Source organism: Nonomuraea sp. SYSU D8015 (assembly GCF_008065375.1).
Taxonomy (GTDB): domain Bacteria; phylum Actinomycetota; class Actinomycetes; order Streptosporangiales; family Streptosporangiaceae; genus Nonomuraea.
This window is the reverse complement of record NZ_VJYI01000034.1, coordinates 54,191-71,697: the sequence shown is the minus strand read 5'-3', so window position 1 is coordinate 71,697 and position 17,507 is coordinate 54,191. Positions and strand designations below refer to the sequence as shown.

At 70.2% G+C, this 17,507-nt stretch carries 17 protein-coding genes and 1 pseudogene; 13 read left to right on the top strand and 5 right to left on the bottom strand.

Translation table 11 applies throughout. From position 1 onward, the window contains the following. Positions 1-62: 62 nt before the first annotated feature. Positions 63-455 (top strand): hypothetical protein, encoded by a 393-nt coding sequence (locus tag ID574_RS54390; protein WP_188196956.1) that lies wholly within the window; start codon positions 63-65, stop codon positions 453-455. Between the two features lie 279 nt (positions 456-734). On the opposite strand, the gene ID574_RS54385 is transcribed toward ID574_RS54390, so the two are convergent. Next, complete coding sequence (locus ID574_RS54385; protein WP_223168075.1) at positions 735-1,091, bottom strand: class I SAM-dependent methyltransferase; 357 nt, start codon at positions 1,089-1,091, stop codon at positions 735-737. Positions 1,092-1,281: 190 nt separating this feature from the next. Here ID574_RS54385 and ID574_RS54380 point away from each other — a divergent pair, with 190 nt between their 5' ends. Continuing rightward, positions 1,282-1,914: a rhomboid family intramembrane serine protease gene (locus ID574_RS54380; RefSeq protein WP_188196955.1), complete on the top strand. Its 633-nt coding sequence runs from the start codon at positions 1,282-1,284 to the stop codon at positions 1,912-1,914. 273 nt (positions 1,915-2,187) lie between these two features. Then, the gene (locus ID574_RS54375) at positions 2,188-2,616 is read left to right on the top strand and encodes a hypothetical protein (protein ID WP_188196954.1); all 429 of its coding nucleotides are present in this window, start codon (positions 2,188-2,190) and stop codon (positions 2,614-2,616) included. Between the two features lie 26 nt (positions 2,617-2,642). On the opposite strand, the gene ID574_RS54370 is transcribed toward ID574_RS54375, so the two are convergent. Together ID574_RS54370 and ID574_RS54365 are read right to left on the bottom strand one after the other, a co-directional pair. Then, on the bottom strand, positions 2,643-3,299 hold the full coding sequence (locus ID574_RS54370; protein WP_188196953.1) for an HAD family hydrolase: 657 nt from the start codon (positions 3,297-3,299) through the stop codon (positions 2,643-2,645). Positions 3,300-3,319: 20 nt separating this feature from the next. Beyond that, entirely contained in the window at positions 3,320-3,772 is a 453-nt protein-coding gene (locus ID574_RS54365; protein ID WP_188196952.1) for a MarR family winged helix-turn-helix transcriptional regulator, read from the bottom strand. A gap of 62 nt (positions 3,773-3,834) precedes the next feature. Between ID574_RS54365 and ID574_RS54360 the strand changes: the two genes are divergently transcribed. The 4 genes from ID574_RS54360 to ID574_RS54345 all read left to right on the top strand — a co-directional run bounded on the left by ID574_RS54360 (position 3,835) and on the right by ID574_RS54345 (position 9,088). Further along, complete coding sequence (locus ID574_RS54360) at positions 3,835-4,962, top strand: FAD-dependent oxidoreductase (RefSeq protein ID WP_188196951.1); 1,128 nt, start codon at positions 3,835-3,837, stop codon at positions 4,960-4,962. A gap of 61 nt (positions 4,963-5,023) precedes the next feature. Further along, positions 5,024-5,800 carry an Fpg/Nei family DNA glycosylase gene (locus ID574_RS54355; protein WP_188196950.1) on the top strand — a complete coding sequence of 259 codons (777 nt, stop codon included), beginning with the start codon at positions 5,024-5,026 and terminating at the stop codon, positions 5,798-5,800. A gap of 43 nt (positions 5,801-5,843) precedes the next feature. Further along, on the top strand, positions 5,844-8,387 hold the full coding sequence (locus tag ID574_RS54350) for a polysaccharide lyase family 8 super-sandwich domain-containing protein (RefSeq protein WP_223168074.1): 2,544 nt from the start codon (positions 5,844-5,846) through the stop codon (positions 8,385-8,387). A 107-nt stretch (positions 8,388-8,494) separates the two neighbouring features. Beyond that, entirely contained in the window at positions 8,495-9,088 is a 594-nt protein-coding gene (locus ID574_RS54345; protein WP_188196949.1) for a hypothetical protein, read from the top strand. A gap of 44 nt (positions 9,089-9,132) precedes the next feature. Here ID574_RS54345 and ID574_RS54340 read toward each other — a convergent pair whose 3' ends face one another. After that, positions 9,133-11,742 carry a M4 family metallopeptidase gene (locus ID574_RS54340; protein ID WP_188196948.1) on the bottom strand — a complete coding sequence of 870 codons (2,610 nt, stop codon included), beginning with the start codon at positions 11,740-11,742 and terminating at the stop codon, positions 9,133-9,135. A 109-nt stretch (positions 11,743-11,851) separates the two neighbouring features. Between ID574_RS54340 and ID574_RS63275 the strand changes: the two are divergent. The 3 genes and pseudogenes from ID574_RS63275 to ID574_RS54330 form a co-directional block, all read left to right on the top strand. Next, positions 11,852-12,268 (top strand): annotated as a pseudogene (locus ID574_RS63275) (acyl-CoA dehydrogenase family protein); the annotation flags it as partial. A 176-nt stretch (positions 12,269-12,444) separates the two neighbouring features. Further along, positions 12,445-12,618, top strand: coding sequence for a hypothetical protein (locus ID574_RS61215; RefSeq protein ID WP_223168082.1), 174 nt, complete (start codon positions 12,445-12,447; stop codon positions 12,616-12,618). Continuing rightward, positions 12,546-13,037 carry an acyl-CoA dehydrogenase family protein gene (locus ID574_RS54330; protein WP_223168080.1) on the top strand — a complete coding sequence of 164 codons (492 nt, stop codon included), beginning with the start codon at positions 12,546-12,548 and terminating at the stop codon, positions 13,035-13,037. The genes ID574_RS61215 and ID574_RS54330 overlap by 73 nt, the downstream gene beginning before the upstream one ends. A 45-nt stretch (positions 13,038-13,082) precedes the next feature. On the opposite strand, the gene ID574_RS54325 is transcribed toward ID574_RS54330, so the two are convergent. Continuing rightward, on the bottom strand, positions 13,083-14,969 hold the full coding sequence (locus tag ID574_RS54325) for an adenylyl cyclase (RefSeq protein WP_223168073.1): 1,887 nt from the start codon (positions 14,967-14,969) through the stop codon (positions 13,083-13,085). A gap of 249 nt (positions 14,970-15,218) precedes the next feature. On the opposite strand from ID574_RS54325, the gene ID574_RS54320 reads away from it, so the two are divergent. The 3 genes from ID574_RS54320 (at position 15,219) to ID574_RS54310 (ending at position 17,502) form a co-directional block, all read left to right on the top strand. After that, positions 15,219-15,803, top strand: a complete 585-nt coding sequence (locus ID574_RS54320) for a mycothiol transferase (protein ID WP_188196946.1) — start codon at positions 15,219-15,221, stop codon at positions 15,801-15,803. A 164-nt stretch (positions 15,804-15,967) separates the two neighbouring features. Beyond that, entirely contained in the window at positions 15,968-16,318 is a 351-nt protein-coding gene (locus ID574_RS54315) for a bifunctional 3-phenylpropionate/cinnamic acid dioxygenase ferredoxin subunit (protein WP_188196945.1), read from the top strand. Continuing rightward, positions 16,315-17,502, top strand: coding sequence for an NAD(P)/FAD-dependent oxidoreductase (locus ID574_RS54310; RefSeq protein WP_188196944.1), 1,188 nt, complete (start codon positions 16,315-16,317; stop codon positions 17,500-17,502). Before ID574_RS54315 ends, ID574_RS54310 begins: the two co-directional genes overlap by 4 nt. Positions 17,503-17,507: the final 5 nt, after the last annotated feature.

The window sequence follows — 17,507 nt, the reverse complement described above, 5'->3', positions numbered from 1 at the left end:
TCTCCGTAACGTCCGTGCTGCCGGACGAACCCGGCAGCACCGACACGGGGAGGAAACCCACCATGCGTAAGACCCTTGCGATCGCGGCTCTCGCCGGCTCGATGGCCGTCACCGGCCTCGCCGTCGCCCCGGCCGCTCAGGCCGCCACCCACTCCACGACCGGCACCAGCTGGGGCAAGTTCTTCTCCAGCGACCACAAGGCCTACACCTTCGGCAAGACCTGGGAGAAGGGCGGAAAGGTCTTCACGAAGTGGTACGGGGTCGACAAGAAGGGCGGCAAGAAGGGCTGGGTCTGGTTCGAGTACTACCAGAACGGCGGCTGGCACCGCTTCAACAAGTCGTGGGACGGCAAGGTCGTCGGCGCCTGGAGCGGCCACGGGATCAAGAAGGTCTACACCTTCACCTGCTGGGCCGGCAAGTTCGACAACTGCGGCAAGAAGTACCGCATCTACTGAGCCGCGGATGTCATGAAAGAGCCTGGTCAGGCGCCGCCCGGCCCGCGCGTCCCACGTGGGCCGGCCGCGCCGAAGAATCGGGGTGCCTCCGGGAGGATCAGTCACGCGGCGGCGAGGTCGGTCGCCGGGTCGTCACGGCTCTCAGCGCCAGCACGCGGGGCACCGGCTCTCCGGAAGGCTCCGCGGCCTCGACGATCTCCAGACCCGCTCTGACGAAGGCGTTGAGCAATCTCGGCGAGAGGCATGTGCCGCATGCCGAGTCACCGCCGGATCCCGTCCTCACGCCACCAAGGCGCGGGAGGATGCCAGCCCGATTCCCGATATGTCGGGTGTACGATCCGGCGAGCCGTCCGCGAAGGGCAGGGCCGCCGCGTCTCCCCGGATGAGCGCTTCACCGCGGACCCGGCGGTCATTGGCGAGGCGAAGCTGATCGCTGGAATAGTCCAAGCCGACCACCCTGCGGCCCGTGGCACGCAATGTCTCGAGGTTCTGCCCCGTGCCGCAGCCGAGATCCAGGCAGAGGCCCGTTCCCGGGCCGAGAAGGTCCAGGAGGGGGGCCCGGTTGTCCTGGGCCCACGCGGCGTTGAGCTCGTCGTACCAGTCGGCGAGACCGTCGTACCGGGGCTCTGACACCATCGCCGCCGCTTCCTTTTCCGATCAAGCGATGCCAGCACCGTATCCGGTCCATGCGGAAAGCATGCGTACCACTCTGCCGCTACATTTGTGATCTTTTACCCCGATACTGATCCCGTCGGCGCGACCAAGAGCATGAGACGGACAGCCTGGGAGGAACGGGGTGGAGGCCAAGGGCCCTACGGCCGAGATCATGATCGCTGAAGCCCGGAAGGCGTTCTGGGTGATGGTCGGCTTCCTGGCCGTCATCTGGATGACGCAGGTCCTCAACTGGGCCTCCGGCTACGCGCTGAGCTACGAGTACGGCCGCAGGGCCTGGGACCTCGAAAGCCTGCCCGACATCGTTTCAGCACCCTTCCTGCACTGGAGCTGGGAGCACATCCAGAGCAACTCGGGGCCGCTGTTCATCTTCGGCTTCCTGTCCGCCTATCGGGGCGTCGCCAAGTTCTTCGGTGTGACGGGATTCATCATCGTGGTCAGCGGCCTCGGTTCTTGGTTCACTTCCGCCCCGAACAGCGTGAGCGCCGGCGTGAGCGGCGTCGTCTTCGGGTACTTCGGCTACGTGCTGGTACGCGGCGCGTTCGACCGGCACCTGATCGACATCGTGGTCGGCGTCGTCATGGCCCTGTCCTTCTCCTACCAATTCGCCGGGCTGCTGCCCCAGGAGCGCATCGGCTGGCAGGCTCACATGTTCGGCTTCCTCGCCGGCCTCGTGGGCGGCTGGCTGTTCCGTGACCGCGCCCGTCCCCGCGCGGCGCGGCCCTCCCCGCAGCAGCAGAGCCCCAGGGCCGACCTGCACAAGGAACTGGACGATCTCGGACTCTGACGGCCGTCGCCCCGGCGAGGTCATCTCCTCCCGGAACGGCATGCGGCCGGCTCGCTGACTCGCAGGCCGACGTCGAGCGGATCGCCGGTGCAGGAGCCGTAGGCGTAGCTCACCAGCAGCGTGCGTTCGTTGAGGCAGGAGGTTGCCCCCTAAGTTGCATCATCTCGGTATATGTCGGGATGAATGTTGACCATCGCACACTCCTGATGGTTAATCGAGGAGAGTGTGTCGCTTTCAACGGGGGAAGCGGCCGTTCATGGCCATGGGGGAAACATGACCAAGCGTCTTGTCGGCATGCTCTTAGCGGCCACCGCCGCGACCGGGGTCATCGCGGTGGCGCCGACGGCGGCCGCGGCGTCCACAGTGGCTCAGGGGGCAGACACGACAGCTCGCCCGCACCTGATCGACTACAAGATCTCCTTCGGTAAGTGCGAGGACACCTGCCGCATCAAGGTGCGGATCAAGAACCTCTCCCGCAAGCGGCTCTACGACGTCAGTCTGAACGCCCGGCTCTGGGTCAACGGCAAGAAGGTCGGGGCCTGCTACGACTACGTCGGCGGCATCCGCCCCAAGGGGGTCCGCTGGGCCGGGTGCACCGTACGGTCGTCGAAACTCACCCGCATGTGGAATCAGCACCAGGACGGCGAGATCGACTTCGGCCCCAGCACCAAGACCAGGGTCCACTACGAGTACTACCGGTGACAGGGGCACCAGGGGCTGATCGTTCCTCAGTCCCTGGTGTCCGCCCGCAGGATGGCCATGGCCTCCACAACGTCGCTGACCACGTGGTCCGCCTGATGCCGGTGGCCTGGCCACGTGCCCCGGTCGATCCAGATCGACCGCAGGCCCGCCGTCCGGGCGCCCTGGATGTCGGCGATGAGGTTGTCCCCGACCATCCAGCCGCCATCGGCGAGCGTGGCCCCGCATCGCCGGGCGGCTATCTCGAACAGGCTGCGCTCGGGCTTGCGGACACCCTCGGCGCCCGACACGGCGCACCCGTCGATCAGGTCGGCCAGGCCGGTGCGTCGCAGCTTGCCGAGCTGGTTGTCCGGCAGGCCGTTCGTGACGACGCCCACCCGCCACCCCAGCGCCCGCAGCTCGGCCAGACCGTCCAGCACGCCCGGGTAGCACCGCACATGGTGCGGCATGCGTCTGCAGTAGGCGGCCAGGAGCTCGCCGACCGGCTCGGCCAGCGCGTAGCGCTCGCGGACTCTGGCGAAGAAGAGGTCACGCTGAGGGCGTACGTCCCGGTCGAGATCGACCAGCCAGGCGACCTCCTCGGGCTCCAGCCGTCGCTGTTCGACGAACTCGGCGGCCCACCGCCGGAAGGCGGCGTAGAGGTCGACGAGCGTCCTGTCGAGGTCGAAGAGGGCAAGTCGCTGCACGACCCCCATGGTGCGGTGGTTCAGGTGGCCTTGTCCCGTAGCTCCTTGGTGGCAGATCGGTAGGCCCCGGCGATGCGGGTGAACATGTCGAGCAACACCGGCACCTGTTCCGGTGTGTAATGCACGCTGACGGCGTCCAGGTGCCGCCTGGACGCCTCGCAGGCGGCGTCGTAATCGTCCAGGCCGCCCTCGACCAGCTCAACGGTGACCGTACGCCGATCGCGTTCGCCGCGCATCCGCCGCACGTACCCCGCCTTCTCGAGCCTGTCGATCAGCCGGGTCGTCGAGGCGGACGGCAGCCCCAGCTCCTCGGAGATCTGCCCCACGGCGAGTGGCCCGCGCATCTCCAGCAGGATGGCGGCGGCGACGTCGACAGGCTGGAGGCCGAGCCGGTCGGCGACCGCCTCGTTGTGCAGAAGGACCGCGATCAGGAACTCGCGGAAAACAGCTTCTCCCGGATGCTTGGGGGCCACTTCTCCAACCTACTCCACCCCGATGTATCTTCGAATCGAAGATACTCCGATTTGGAGGAGATATGGACATCCTTGTCATAGGCGCCGGGGTGGGCGGCCTGGCCGTCGCCCGCACGCTGCTGGCCGCCGGTCACCGGGTGCGGGTCTACGAGCAGGCTCCGGCCCGGCGCACTGGCGGAAAGGCGCTGCTCGTCTGGTGCAACGGCAACGCCATACTGAGCGACCTCGGCGTCAGCCTGGACGGCGTCGGCGCCCGCATCGACAGGATCGACGGGTTAACCCCCGACGGCCGGTCGCGCGGCAGCATGAACATCGCCCACGCGGCCGACCGCTTCGGCTTCCCCACCAAGGCGATCCTCCGCCGCCACCTGCTGGAACGCCTGGCCGGCGGGCTGCCGGACGACCTCATCCGCTACGGCATGACCTGCCGGAGCGTGTCGCAGGACGACGGTCAGGTCACCGTGACCTTCGGCGACGGGTCCACGGTCACGGGAGACCTGCTCGTCGGAGCCGACGGTCACCACTCGGTCGTACGGCGCCATCTGTGGGGCGAGGGCACCGTCCAGCCGGCGACCTTCGGCACCTGGCAGGGCCTCAGCCCCATCGACATCGAGATCACGGACACCACCCGCCATCTCATGATCACGGGGCGGGAGGGCGCCTGCGGGCTCATGCCCGCCGGTGACGGCCTGCTGCAGTGGTGGTTCGACGTGCGCTGGTCACCCGCCGACCCGCGGCCCGCCTCGCCTCTGGCCGAGCTGAGACGCCGGTTCGGACGATGGGCGTCGCCCGTCTCCGAGGTGCTGGCCGCCGCCTCCGAGGACAACCTCGAGTTCTTCGGGCACCACTGGAACAGGGTCCGTCCGGTGTGGGGGGAGGGCCGCATCACCCTGGTCGGCGACGCCGCCCATACCATGCCGCCCACCCTGGGCCAGGGCGCCAACCAGACCCTCGAGGACGCGTGGGTGCTCGGACGCGAGCTCGCCAAGGACGGCGACGATCTGGCGGTCCGGCTGCGTGCCTACGAAAAGGCCCGATATCCGCACATATCCCTGGTTTCCCGGCTGGCCAAGCGCAACCCCGCCAACTGGCGCATCCCCCCGCTGCTCGGCCGCCTGGTTCCCGAAACGTCCCAGACCCACATGCTCGCCCGCTTCAGCAACCGCCTCTCCGCGCCCCAGACCGCGTGAGACCTGCGCGTTCCAGGCATGGCCCAGGGATGAGGCGGTGCCCCGTGGGCAGGAGATTCGCATGCCGGAACTCCCAGACGTGGAGGGCTTCCGCCGGGTGCTGTCGGAGCACACAGGCGAGCCGATCAGGTCCGTACGCATACGCGACGCCGGCGTCCTACGCGGCATCGGCCCGCGGCAACTGGCCGACGCGTTGCGAGGACACCGGTTCGAGCCGCCGCGTCGCCACGGCAAGTGGCTGATCGCGCCCGCGGGCGGTCCGGTGCTGATGCTGCACTTCGGCATGACCGGCTCACTGTCCTGGCATTCCCCCGGCGAACCTTTGCACCCGCATGACCGTGTCGTCTGGCAGTTCGACGAAGGCGAGCTGCGCTTCCGCGACATGCGCAAACTCCAGGGCATCCGACTCGCCGGCGACGAGACCCAGGCCGAGCGGGTGATCGGCGATCTCGGCCCGGACGCGCGCGACGTGTCACGCGAACGCTTCGACGAGCTGCTGTCGGGCCGCCGCGGACGGCTCAAGTCGGTGCTGACCGACCAGACCTTCCTCGCCGGCCTCGGCAACCTGCTCGCCGACGAGATCTGCTGGCACGCCCGCGTCAATCCGCTGCGCGCCGTGGGAGATCTGGAAGAGACCGAACGCGCCGCGCTGTACAAAGCGATGCGCCAGGTCCTGAGGGAGTCGATCAAGGCCGAGTGCGTGCCCTCGCGCGACACCTGGCTCACCGGCGTCCGCGACGACCCTGAGGGCCCCTGCCCACGCTGCGGCACACCTCTGTCCGGACGCCGTATCGCGGGCCGCATGACCATCTGGTGCCCACGCTGCCAGCCGTCCTGATCGTCCCGTTGATCTCTGGGCCGACGGAAAGGGATCATGTAGGGTGAGCCCGGCATATCCGCGATCGACCGGCCTGGAGCCCGCCGTGCCGCACATGTCTCGTCGCCAGGTTCTGTCCCTGCTCCCCGCCGCCGGTCTGCTCGCCGCAGCCTCCCCGTCGCGTGCCGCGGCGGCGATCGATCACGCGCGGTTGATCGCCAACACTGTGGCGATCTTCGCCGGCACACCGGACGTCAACGCCCGGCCCGAGGTCGCCGGCAAGCTCGCCGCGATCGTCACGACCGCCAGGCAGCGGCTGACCGCCATGGACCAGGCGGGCGACGGCGAGCTGTTCGCCGGCCTCAGGCTCGGCACCGACGACGCCAACCTGCGACTGGCCTTCCAGTACCTGTACGAGATCGCGCTCGCGACCCGCACACCGGGCGGCGAGCTCAACGACGACGCGACCGCCCAGCGGCGGGTGGTCGACGGCCTGCTGTGGCTGCACGAACGCCACTACGGCGACCAGTCGAAGGGCTACTACGGCAACTGGCACAACTGGGAGATCGGCATCTCCACCCATGTGAGCAGGACATTGGCCCTGCTGGCCGACCGGGTGCGCGCGGACCGGCCCGACCTGACGGCGACGTACATCGCCTCCATGGACGCCTACCTGCGCAACGGCAAGAACGGCGACGTCGACCTCGACTCACGCTTCCACACCGGGGCGAACCTGGCCGACATCACCGCCAACCGCATCCTCCAGGGTGCGCTCACCGGCGACGACGCCCGGGTCGGCAAGGCCATCACCGACCAGGCCACCGTCTTCGCCACGATCGACCCGTACAACCTCCAGCACGGGGTCACCGACGGCTACTACCGCGACGGCTCCTTCATCCAGCACCACTCGGTCGCCTACACCGGCTCGTACGGGCGCGCCCTGCTGACCCGCGTCGTCCAGACGCTCAAAATGCTCGAGGGCGCCACGAGCGGCGCCGCCGACCTGCCCGGCGTCGTGTACCGCTGGATCAGCGACGGCTTCGCCCCGCTGATCTTCGAGGGCTGGATGATGGAGATCGTCAAGGGGCGGGCGGTCTCGCGCACCACCACCGGCTACGCCGACGTGGGCGTGATCGTGGAGGCCATCGCCGACCTGGCCGACCACGTCGCGGGCGCCGGGGCGCTGGCTCTGAAGAAGTACGTCAAGTTCCTGCCGGCCGCCGACCCGGCCGCCTTCGTCTCCCCGGTCAGCATCGCCCGCTACGCGGCCATCCGCGCCGACTCCGCCATCCCGGCCGCCGACCTGAACCCGGCCGAGCGCTGCGTGGCGTTCAACGCCATGGACAGGACCGTCCACCGCCGCCCCGGCTACGCCTTCGCCCTGGCCCGCAGCTCTGAGCGGATCAGCAAATACGAGTACATGAACGGCGAGAACCTCATGCCCTGGTTCCAGGGCGACGGCGCCTACTATCTCTACCTCGCGGGCGAGGACCAGCGCGAGGTCTTCGGCGTCGACTACTACACGACCGTCTCGCCGTACCGGCTGGCCGGAATCACCGCGCCGGTGGAGGAGCGCCGGACGGTGCCCGAACTGTACGGCCGTTTCTGGTACGAGAACCCGACTCATCCGCTGAACTTCACGTCGTCCTCGCAGTCCCAGAACACCTACGTGTACTTCCCCCGCGCCGGGAACGCCTTCTCCGGCGGCGCGACACTGGATGCGTACGGCGTGGCCGGCATGATCCAGTCCGACGACGCCGCCTACACCGCCAAGCAGGCGGGCATCCTGCCCGACGACTTCGTCGCCTACCAGAACGCCCGCGCGACCAAGTCCTGGTTCATGCTGGACGACGAGATCGTGGTGCTGGCCGCCGGCGTCTCCGGCCAGGGCGGCCGCGCCGCGGTGACCACCGTGGACAGCCGCATCGCCGCCCCCGGCGACACGGTCGCACTCACCGGAGCGTCCTGGGACGGCGGGGCCTGGCAGGCCGGCGACACCACGCCCCCGCGCTGGCTGCGCTACGCCAACGAGACCCGCCGCACCGCGATCGGCTACGCCTTCCTCACCCGTCAGCCCGTCGCCGCCGGCCTGGAGACGGTGACCCGCAGCCGTCGCGTCGTCCGCACCTCCAACCCCGACACCAGCGTCACCAAGAACGTCTTCACCGCCTCGATCACCCACCCCGCCACCGGCGAAGCCCCCGCCCTCGCCTACGCCCTGGTCCCGAACGCCACCGAGTCCCGCCTGCGCGGCTACGCGCGCGGCCCGCTGACGGTCCTGGTCAACAACCGCCACGTGCAGGCGATCAAACACAGGACCCTCGGCCTCGTCGCCGCCAACGTCTTCGCCGACGGCCCCCGCCATGTCGAGCGCCTGTCGATCGACGGCCCCGCCTCGGTCATCGTCCGGTACGGCGACCGCACGGTCGTCGCCCTGTCCGACCCCACGATGAAACGCGACCGCGTCACCGTCGTCCTGCACGGCGCCTCCCTGAGGCTCGACACGGCCGAAGAGGGGGTGACGGTACGCCGCGTGCCCGGCGGCACCCTGGTCCAGGCGACGACCCGCCACGCCCACGGCCGCACCTTCACCGCCACCCTGCGCTGACCGGACCTCGCGGGCCGGGGCATCAGATCGGACCAGACGCCCAAGAATTCGGACCGCTCGGTCAAAGGATGTGGGCGTCGGTTGGGCCCGCTGATGAAATCGACGTCATGGCCGACATTTCCCAGACACCAGCAAATTTACGTCCCGACCGCTCGTCGGTGGGTGGTGCCCTGACATTCCTCGTGCACCGCTGGCCCACCCTATTGGGCCTGCTGGCCATGGCCTTTTCCGTTTTCGACGACCAGGACGGCCGTGCTCAAGGCATCGTCGTCTTTCTCGCCGCCCTCGTCTACCTCGCCACGGCGGTGGTCGGCAGGCCAGGCGTCGCCTGGATCCTGCTCGGCGCCTGCATCGTGGGGGTGACGGTGGTAAGACTGCTCGACGCCGAGCTGTGGCCCGCGCTCGTCGCCGGCGCGGCCTCCATCATCATCCTCAGCCTGGTCAGCGACCTGCCACGCCGCCCACGACTCGCCGCCATGCAGATCCCCCTGATGCTGGTCTGCGGCGCGGCCGCGGTGGTCGCCCTGTCGCTCTCCCCGGCCCTCGGCTCCTACCTGGTCGCGGCCGCCCTCATCGGCCACGGCATACAAGACGTGATCGTCTGGCGCGCCAACAAGGTCGTGGCCCGCTCACTCGCCGAGTTCTGCCTCGTCCTCGATCTGACCCTCGGCGTCGCGATCATCATCCTGCAACTGACGTGAGGCCTGCCGCACGACGGCGTGCGGCAGGCGCTTCGCGTGGGACATCAGCAGCGGCGGGCGGGCCGGTCGCGGGTGACCAGGTCGACGTCGCCGGCCGAGCCGTCCAGCCACAGGACGCGGGCGCGCTCGCCGGAGGCGAAGAACACCTGCTCTCCGCTGTTGCAGGAGTACCGCGCCGGCGTCCCGCCCGTGATCGGGAGCTGGTACAGCTTGTTCACGGTCTCGTTCGTGACGACGTAGCTGGCGGCGGAGGAGACGGTGACGACCTCGTCGTTGGCGTCCAGGCCGAACGCCAGCAGCGCCTCCGGCCCGTCCGGCACGAGCGGGGTCACGCCGGAGCCGTCGGCGTTCGCCCGCATGATCCCGCTGCGGCCGTCGCCGTCGGCGTCGACGAGCCAGAGCACGTATCTGGAGGTCATGACGGCGGCGGGCGGGTAGGACAGCGACGGGGCCGCGCCCGCCGGCACGACCTCGGCGCCGGTGGCCAGGTCGCGGACGACCGGGACGGCCCCCTCCTCCGTGATCCGCAGGTAGGCGAGCCTGCCCGCGGCGATCGAGGGCGACTCGCCCTGGACGCCCGCCGCCGCGGTGAGGTTGACCGGCGCCGCCGCCCCCCGCTTCAGCCACACCTCGAACTCTCCGGTGGCGGGATCCATGCCGGTCCAGGCGACGGTGTCACCGGAGATCTCGACGGCGATGACGTCTGCGGCCGTCTCGTGCACCACGGCCGCGGGGCGGCTGCGGTCGAGGGGCCGGGTCAGGATCTGGTACGTGCCCCGCCCGGGGGCGAAGGCCGTCCAGCCCACGCGGGTGCCGTCGGTGGCGGGGAGCGAGTGGGAGCGGCCGTCGTCGTCCGACAACCGCACCGGAGGCCCGCCGCGCAGCCGGCCGGTGAAGATCGCGGTGGGACCGGAGGGGTCCGGGGCGGCGTTCGTCATCGCGTACCGGTCGCCTGCCAGTGCGGGCGGGCCGTACACATAGGTGGGGTGGTCGACCACGACGCGGCTGTCGACCCGGATCTGGCGCTCCCAGCCGGACCTGATGCCGCGCCGGTCGAATGCCCGCGCGACCGTGAGCCGGTCGCGCACCGACAGCCCGGCGGCGCGGGCGGCCGACTCGACCGCGCGGCGGCCGTCGGCGAAGTCGTCCAGCGGCGTCATGTACTCGGTCAGCGCCTTGTAGACGACCCTGTCGAAGCGAGCGCCGAGTTGCTCCCTGACCTCCCAGAGCGCGCCGGAGAAGATCGTGGAGTTGAAGTGCACGCCGCCGTTGTCGAAGACGACGCCGAGGTAGTCCTCCGGCAGCCGCCGGTCCTCGTCGAGGTCCCGCGCGGCGCACTGGATGGGCGGGCCGGTCCTGCACGCGTCCTCGCCCACCAGGCTCGCGTCGGGATCGCTCATGGGGATGCCGAGGACGTCCAGCTGGGCGGCGTTGCCGAAGTAGTCGGCCAGGCCCTCGTTGATCGCGCCGGACTGGTTGAGGTAGAGCAGGTCGGCGCTGTGCTCGATCACGGCGTGGGTCATCTCGTGGCCGACGATGTCCAGGCTCGCGGCCAGGGTGTAGTAGTCGCCGTAGCCTCCGCCGTACACCATCTTGAATCCGTCCCAGAAGGCGTCGACGTACGGCTCGCCCCGGGCGGTGACGTTGACGACGGAGTGCATGGTGCCGCCGCGGCCGTCCAGTCCTTCGCGGCCGAGTTTGCGGTAGTACTCGTAGATCTGTCCCGCGCCCCAGTGGGCGTCCACCGCGCCGGTGTCGGTGTGCTGAGGGCCGAAGACCTGCGTGGGCGACTCGGCGAGCTTGAGGCCGGTCGGCGGCACACCCATGATCTCCATGACGTCGGCGCCGGCCGCGTCGTGGGTCAGGATCTCGCCGGTGACGCCGTTCCACATCGGGCGGGAGCGGTCGCGCAGCTCATAGACGCCGTCGGCGCGCTGGTAGGCCTGCAGCGGCACGGTACGGCCCCGGGCGGTCTGCCCGCCGGCCACGACCGAGCCCTCGAAGCCGCGCAGCCGGTCGACGGCGAACAGCGGCCGTCCGGAGCGGGCGTCCACGTACGCCTCCAGCAGGACCGGCTTCTTCTTGACCGGGTCCGCGCCGGTGAGGGTGACCTTCCAGGCCAGCACGCCCTTCCCGTCCGGCACCACGACGAGGCCGCCACCGGGAATGACCCGTACCGATGCGCGGTCCTTGACCAGGGTGGCGCGGGCGAGCCTGCCCGCCTGCTCGGCGGTGATCCTCGGCGTCGGGTCGACGTCCAGCTCGGTGAGGAAGCGGCCGCCCGCGCCGATCACCCGGCGCTCGCCGCCGTCGGTGCGGAAGTGCACCAGGTACTGGCCGCCGACGACGGGCAGGCCCCGGTGCCGCTGCGCGAACCTGACCGTCTCGTCCGCGCCGTCCACGACGGTATGTAAGGGGACGAGGTCGGCCGGGTCGATGTGGTAGCGGGGATCGGTCAGGTGCTCTTCGGCCGCGGCGACCGCATCACCCGCCGGTGCGGGTTCGGCCAGGCCGCTGACCTCGGCGGGCGCCTCCGTGCCCGCTCGGGTCTCGACGCTGGGCGGCGGCGGGTCCTCCGCCGCGGCGACTCGGGGTGAGGTCGTCACCAGGGACAGGACGGCGGCCGCGGCGATGGTGAGGGAACGCCAGGACACGACACCTCCAGGTGTACGCAGAATTACCGGCGTCCCTGATCGTCACCATGCTTTTGACAACACCACAAATCACAATCGCATTACAGGAATCACGTGATGACGCGCTGTAATGTGGTGGCCGAAATGCATTCCCCTGCCACACGCAAATTACAGGCGCGTATTCAGAGATGTGCCGGAAAACCATTTGCCATGGACATGGTGCCGCCTATGTGATCTGACGGAGGAAAGGCGCCGACGTCACGATCAGGAGCACCTGGACATGAGCGATACGCCCCGACTGCACCGGGCCGGCACCACCACCCTGCTGGAGCGAGCCCGCGAGCTGCGCCCGCTGATCGAGAGCGAGGCGGGCACGGCCGAGGCGCAGGGGAAACTCACCACCCCCGTCGTGGACGCCCTGCACGAGGCGGGAATCTTCGGCATGTGGGTGCCCGCGCCGCTCGGCGGCGCCGAGCTTTCCCCCAGGGAGTTGCTCGACGTGATCGCGGAGCTGTCCTACGCCGACGCCTCCACGGGCTGGGTAGCCATGATCACCACGCTGGAGAACGGCACGGCCGGCGCCTACCTGGGCGACGACGCCGTGGAGCGCATCTACAAGGGCCCACGCATGCCACTCTTCGCCGGTCAGGGCACCCGGCCCGGCACCGCCGTACGCGAGGACGGGGCTTCCGCCTCAGCGGGCAGTGGAGCTTCGGCTCCGGCATGCTGCACGCCCAATACGTCCACAGCCTGGCCGTCGTGGAGGACACCGGCGAGCCCCGGATGTTCATCACCCCCGTCGAGGACGTCAAGATGCTCGGCAACTGGGAGGTGCTGGGCCTGCGGGCGACGGGCAGCATCGACTACGCCATCGAGGACGTCTTCGTGCCGAGCTGATCCGCCACGTCGGTGCACGGGCCGGGCGGCCCGGCCAGATCGCCGACAGCCACGCCTTCCACGCCGACTTCGCCCGCGCCGAGGCCAAGCTCCGCGCCGCCACGGCCCTGGTGCGCGAGACCTGGGACGACGTGGAGCGCACCCTGGACGCGGGCCGCAAGCTCGACGTGCGCCAGGAGACGATGGCGCGGCTGGCGCTCAACCACATCACGTGGACGGTCGCCGAGGTGGCCCGGTTCGTCCACGCCTCCGTGGGCACCTCGGCGCTGCGCGACGGGCTGATGCAGCGGCTGTTCAGGGACGTCCACGCCGGCACGGCGCACATCACCTCGGGCCCGCAGGCGCTGCGGGAGTGCGGCCGCGAGCTGGCCGGCCTGGCTCAGGGGGAGTCCTGGGTCCTCTTCGGCTTGCAGGCGTGAGCGGTCCGGTGGGCCGGGGACTCCGGCCCACCGGGGCGGTCCGCCCTACGGGGCCGGGTAATCCGTGATGTACACCGGCACACCGACCTTGGTCGTGTCGGCCGCGTCGCCCACGCCGTTGACGACGTGGTCGATCGTGCCGGCGCTGAGGTTGACGGTCATGATGTGGTGCAGCCGGACGCCCGGGGTCTGAGGAACCTCGAAGCCGTTCTCGGTGTGGATCTGCGGGTTGTTCTGGTTGAAGACGTAGACCCCGCCGCCGTAGAGGCGGTGAGTCTTCACGCGGTCGCCGACCTTGTAGCCGGCCCAGCCCTCGACGTCGCCGTTCATCCAGTCGGCCTGGGTCGGCGGGTCGTACGGCAGCTCGTTCTGGTACAGGATCGTCGTGCCGTCTTCGCCGTTCCAGACGGTGTTGTACTGCTGGAAGTGCTCGACGAACAGGCCGGTCGCGGTCACGTGGTCGCCGTTGATGACGGCGCCGTTGCGGCCGACGTTCGTGTTCCAGCGCTGGGTGTCGGTGAAGCCCTCGACACCGTGGTCGGCGCGCCACACCCAGGTGTGGTCGATGAGCACGTGGTCGCTGTTGACCTCGAGCGCGAGGTCGGTCTTGCCGACGTGCGGCCCGCCGACCCGGAAGTACACATCCGACAGGGTCGTCGGGTTGTCCGCCGAGCTCCAGCGCGGCCCGTGCTTCTTGCCCACCCTCAGCAGCACGGGCGACTTCTCGAGACCGGCGTCGACGGTCACGCCGGCGACGACGACGCCGGGCACGTCGGCGACCTCGAGCGGGGTCGAGCCGTGGACGGCGGTGAGCGTGGCGTGCCCGAGACCGAGGACGACCGTGTTCGGGCGCTTGACCTCGATGCTCCGCGCGATGTCGTACACGCCGGGCGTGAGCAGCAGGTGCTTGCCGCGCGCGAGCTGGCGGTTGATGACCTGCACCGGATCCGACGGCTTGGCGACGAAGAAGTCGCTGATCGGCAGCGTGCGGCCCGGCGTCATGCCGTCGGCCCACGAGACGCCGCGTGTGTCCTTCCGGGCGGCGGGCACGCGGACCTTGTACCTGCCCTGCGCGTCGACGTACAGGTACGGCTTCTCGCGGCTGACGGGCGTGGTGTCGAGGGTGGTGTAGGGCGGGTTCGGGAACGCGGCGTCGTCCGGTGCGCCGGCGACGCCGGAGAAGACCTGGTTCCACACGGCGTTCGACCAGCCGGCGACCTCGCTGTTGCGGGTCAGCCACTGCTGCTGCGAGCCGTTGACGACGGACGGCAGCCTGGAGTCGGCGATGAAGCCCCCGCTGGCGTACTGCGGGCCGGCGGTGCAGTAGTCCATCAGCGACAGGTTGCCGCCGCCGACGTTGAGCCGGCGCAGGGACACCGCCTGGGAGACGGCCCAGAAGTTCGCCGACGACCTGCAGCCGTCCTGACCGGCGGCGTTGACGTTGATCGACAGGTTGGACAGGGTGCGCCAGAAGTTGACGAGCGCGAGGCAGTTGGAGGTCCCGCCGTCCGCCAGGCAGCGGTTGTAGACCTCGACCTTGCCGTTGATGACGACGTCGGTCGGCGAGGCGCCCAGGCCGGCGATCTCGGTGTAGTAGCCCACCTTGATCTGGAGCGGCTGCTCGGCGGTGCCGTACGTGCCGGGTTTGAAGAGGTACGCATGGCGCGCGCTGCCCATCTCGTCGTCGACCCGGGCGGCGTGCGCCGCGTCGAGGGTCGCCTGGATCTCGCCGACCGGCATGCTCGGGTCGAAGACGGTGACGTTCGGCCCGAGATCGGGGACGCCGGGGGTCGTCGATGCGGCGGTGGCGGGCGTTCCCGCCGTCATGACGGCGGTCGCCAGTACGAGACCGAACGTCAATGCCCGGCCGATGGGCAGGCGGCCGGGGCGCCGCCTCGTGAGACTCCCGTCCCCGGGAGGCTGGGTCGTCATACGGTCCGTCCTTTCCGCTGCCTCTGCAGCGCTCGGCCGAGGGGGTTCTCAGACGGGCGGCCGGACACCGCCGGACCCGCGAGAGAGCGCTCTCTCACATACGGTCGGACGTTTCTACCGCGCGGACCGCTTGTATCACAAGAGCACGGCCGCTCCATCTCGGTGCCCGCGCGCAGTTGCTGGAGCGGTCTCTGGAGCTCTGACGGGCTCCGGACGCAGAACGTCCGGAATGGGCTCTACGGTTGCGGCATGGCTGACGACGATTACTGGTGGGAGCCGCCCCTCGCGGGCACCGAGGCCGAGCACCTCGTCGGCGCCCTCGAGCGCCTGCGCACAACCTTCCGCTGGAAGACCGACGACCTCGACGCGACCGGGCTGCGGACCCGCGTCGGCGCCTCCTCGCTGACGCTGGGCGGGCTGCTCAAGCACCTCGCGCGTGCCGAGGACGCGATGTTCGGCCCCAAGCTCAGCGGCGCGCCGCTCGGCACGCCGTGGGACACCGCGGACTGGGACGCCGACCCCGACTGGGACTTCACCTCGGCCGCCGACGACAGCCCCGAAGACCTCTACGCACTCTGGGACGCCACCGTCGAACGGTCCCGGGCGAAGCTCGACGCGGCCCTGGCCGCCGGCGGGCTCGACCAGCTCGTCCACCTCGCCTACTCCGACGGGCGCCGTGTCAGCCTGCGCCGGCTGGTCTGCGACCTGATCGAGGAGTACGGGCGGCACACCGGCCATGCCGACCTGCTCCGCGAGGCCGTGGACGGGCTGGTGGGGGAGGATCCTCCGGCCGGATGGCAGCCGAAGTCGAGCTGGCCACGCCTGCGCAGCTGACCGGCGTACCGGCCTCCCCGTGACCTGCGGGTAGCGGGTGGGAAGCCCAATCAGAAACCATGCACCAAGTCCCCGCAAACCGGTCTTGACATCCGCATTCCGCACCCTCAGTCTGTTGCGTATAGCGCTAGACGTTTCTCTTTGTGAAACCGGGGTGTGACACGATGATCCCTGCGTGCCCTCTCGCGTCACTGCCGCGAGGAGAGGCCCTCCGCCTCGACGTCGATCCGCCCATCGCGGTCTTCCACACCGACGACGGTGACCTCTTCGCGATCGACGACACCTGCACTCACCAGGATGCCTCGCTGGCGGACGGATGGCTGGAGGGCTGCGAGGTCGAATGCCCGCTGCACGCCTCGCGCTTCGACCTGCGCACCGGGATGGTGGACGCCCCGCCCGCGAAGCGGCCGGTCCGCACGCATCAGGTCGTCGTGGAGGACGACGTCATCTACGTCGTGCCGTCGGACGCGCCGCCCAACCTGCCGCCGGGTGTCACCGTGAAGGGCCAGGCGTGAACACGGTCTGCGTGGTCGGCGCCTCGCTCGCCGGGTTGCTGACGGCCCGCGCCCTTCGCGATCAGGGCTACGAGGGACGGCTCGTCGTCATCGGGGAGGAGCGGCACCGGCCCTACGACCGCCCCCCTCTCTCCAAGGACTTCCTCAAGGGCGTGATCGGCGAGGCCGACCTGGCCCTGGAGGACGACGGCGAGGATCCCCGCATCGAATGGCGGCTCGGCGTGGCCGCGACCGGCCTGGACGCGGTCTCCCGCCGGATCACGTTGAGCGACGGCACCTCCCTGGTGGTCGACGGCATCGTGATCGCCACCGGCGCGGCCGCGCGGACGCTCCCGCGCACCGAGGGTCTGCGCGGCGTGCACACGCTGCGCACCCTCGACGACGCCCACGCCCTGCGCGCCGAGTTGGAGAGCGCCGGGCGACTGGTGGTGATCGGCGGCGGTTTCATCGGCGCCGAGGTCGCCGCCACGGCCCGCGAGCTCGGCCTCGGCGTCACCCTCGTGGAGTCGGGACCGGCGCCGCTGGCCGGCGTCGTCGGTCTCACGATGGCTCAGGCCATCGCCGCCCTGCACGAGCAGCGCGGCGTCCGCCTGATCGCCGGCGCCCGCGTGACCGAGGTGACGGCCACGGAGCGCGCGGGCTCGCTCCGCGCCGACGGCGTACGGCTGGAAGACGGCACGCATCTGCCTGCCGACGTCGTGGTGGTCGGCATCGGAGCGGTGCCCAACACCGCCTGGTTGCGGGGGAGCGGCGTCGAACTGGGCGACGGCGTGCTCTGCGACGAGGGAGGCGGCACCTCCGTCCCGGGGATCGTCGCCGTCGGCGACTGCGCGGCCTGGTGGGACCCCGCGCAGGGCCGTCACCACCGGATCGAGCACTGGACCGGCGCCCGGCAGCGGGCCGCCGTCGCGGCGGCGACACTGTTGTCCGGCGGCACCGCCCGCCCGGCGCCCCCGCGCCCGGCCTACATCTGGTCCGACCAGTTCGACATGAAGATCCAGTTCATCGGGCGCGCCGACGAGGCGGACACCGTGACCGTGGAGGAAGGCGATCCGGCCGACGGCAGGTTCCTCGCCGTCTACCGGCAGGCCGATCGGCCGGTGGCGGTGCTGGGCGTCAACCAGGTCCGGCTGTTCACCCGTTGGCGTCGCCAACTCGAGACCATGCCGGTGCAGGCCGGCTAGCACAG